Source organism: Bartonella sp. AC535YNZD (genome assembly GCF_042196625.1).
Taxonomy (GTDB): Bacteria; Pseudomonadota; Alphaproteobacteria; order Rhizobiales; family Rhizobiaceae; genus Bartonella.
The window spans coordinates 1-1,821 of record NZ_JBHIQP010000046.1; the positions used below are offsets into that span (position 1 = coordinate 1).

Here is a 1,821-nt window from a genome sequence, read left to right on the forward strand (position 1 = left end):
TTGAGACGGTCCAGATCAACATCATTTTCTAGAGCTCTTTCTAAAATAAGTTCCATAGCTGTAGGTTTAACTTCACAGTCGTTTGTTTTGTTTACTTCTGTTAAGTTAGTGTTTTGTTCATTCATTTTTCTTTCCTCCATTGCGCGCAATTCCCCCGTGGCGTGAATCACGCTGGTGTTTAAAAGTTGGTTTTTCGGTGTTAGAAACGGCTTATGTAGCTTATATCGCTTGCTGAATAGTCACTTTCGTAGATGATTGAATTGCGTCCACGAATTTCAAGATTACCAGAAATATTTACATTATCGAAAATATATACTCCATCTAGAATTTTCATATTTCCGGAAATGTGTGCTTTATCACTTATATAAGCATTTCCATAGACACGGGCATTGCCATAAACATGGCCCAAAACTCGAGCCTCACCATAAATTTGTGCATTGCCGTAAACTTGTGCATCATATTCAACATATGCTCCACCGCAAACTTTTGCATTTTCATAAACACGCGCCCTTCCTGTAATTTCTGCGCATTCAAATACTTGTGCATTGCCGAAAATCTTAGCGTCACCATAAACCATAGCTTTATGCCAAACCCAACAATCGCCTTCATGCGATAGGTTGTCTTCTTTTTGTATATAGCCGCCTAAGTAACCTTTTTTAATATTTCTAAAATCTCTTAATGCACGTATGCGATAAAGTTTTTTACTTTTATCGGTTCTTGCATCATAAAATTCTTTTATTTCATCAGTAAGTTCGTATTTTTTCATCTGTTTTTTTTCTCTAGTTGAGATTCTTTTATCGTCATCAATCCAATCGTTCCAACATACACATGCATCACCGTAAATTTCTGCATGACCGTAAACATGCGCATCACCGTAAACATGCGCATCACCGTAAACATGCGCATTGCCGTAAACACGCGCCCTATCGTAAATGTATGGCTCTTCGTAAACTTGTGCATTGCCATAAACTTCTGCATTATCAAAAACGCTAGGTTCACCGCAAATATATGCATCACCGTAAATTTCTGCATGACCGTAAATGCATGGTTCATCGAAAACTTCTGCTTTGCCATAAATACGAGAATTGCCGTAAACATGTGCATAACCGTAAACTTGTGCATTTTCGTAAACCTTAGCATCACCAAAAACCTTGGCATAACCATAGACTTTTGCATAATCCCCAATCCAGCAATTGCCATCATGACTTAGATTGTCTTCTTTTTGTATAAAACCGCCTAGGTCATCTGCTTTAACATCATCAAAATCCCTTAAAGCACGAATACGGTGAAGGGTTTTGCCATCAAACTCAATTGTTTCATCAGTCAGTTTGTATTTCTTTTCCATGGTTTTTGCCCCTACCTTAAGATAGCATCACTTCCATAAAATGCTGTTTTGCCAGCTACTATGGCATTACCACCAACTTTTGCGTTATTATAGACTTCGGCATCTTCATAAACCTTGGCGTTTTCATAGACATATGCATTTTCATAAACCCACGCCTCATCACCAACCCAACAATTGTCATCATGGCTAAGATTTCTTTCAGTCTCTACAAAGCCACCAAGATCACCTTTTTTAATATCTCCGAAATTCTTTAATGCACGTATGCGGTAGAGAGTTTTTCCATCAACTTTAATTGTCTCATCAGTCAGTTCATATTTCTTTTTTATCATAATAACCTCCTCTTAATGCATGCTTTGTCTTTTAAGCTCTTGAGACAGCAGCCCCATACCTTTTGTGGTGATTTTTGCGCAAGGAATGACCTTTTCTATTCCATTTGCGGTTTGAAGTGTGATAGTTGGACAATCCATAAGTTGCTT

General features: G+C 37.8%; 2 protein-coding genes and 3 pseudogenes. All 5 read right to left on the reverse strand.

Going from position 1 to position 1,821, the window contains the following annotated elements:
* A pseudogene (locus ACFIM8_RS09010) lies at positions 1-125 on the reverse strand (recombinase); the annotation flags it as partial.
* A gap of 74 nt (positions 126-199) precedes the next feature.
* Positions 200-766 (reverse strand): hypothetical protein, encoded by a 567-nt coding sequence (locus ACFIM8_RS09015; RefSeq protein ID WP_375614824.1) that lies wholly within the window; start codon positions 764-766, stop codon positions 200-202.
* A gap of 141 nt (positions 767-907) precedes the next feature.
* Positions 908-1,345: pseudogene (locus tag ACFIM8_RS09020) on the reverse strand (hypothetical protein); the annotation flags it as partial.
* An 11-nt stretch (positions 1,346-1,356) separates the two neighbouring features.
* Positions 1,357-1,674 carry a hypothetical protein gene (locus tag ACFIM8_RS09025; protein ID WP_375607537.1) on the reverse strand — a complete coding sequence of 106 codons (318 nt, stop codon included), beginning with the start codon at positions 1,672-1,674 and terminating at the stop codon, positions 1,357-1,359.
* Positions 1,675-1,686: 12 nt separating this feature from the next.
* Positions 1,687-1,821 (reverse strand): annotated as a pseudogene (locus ACFIM8_RS09030) (phage regulatory protein/antirepressor Ant); the annotation flags it as partial.

Bases quoted from the DNA above. Each gene is read 5' to 3' on its own strand.
- ACFIM8_RS09015 (WP_375614824.1), bottom strand. From the start codon at position 766: ATGAAAAAATACGAACTTACTGATGAAATAAAAGAATTTTATGATGCA.
- ACFIM8_RS09025 (WP_375607537.1), bottom strand. From the start codon at position 1,674: ATGATAAAAAAGAAATATGAACTGACTGATGAGACAATTAAAGTTGAT.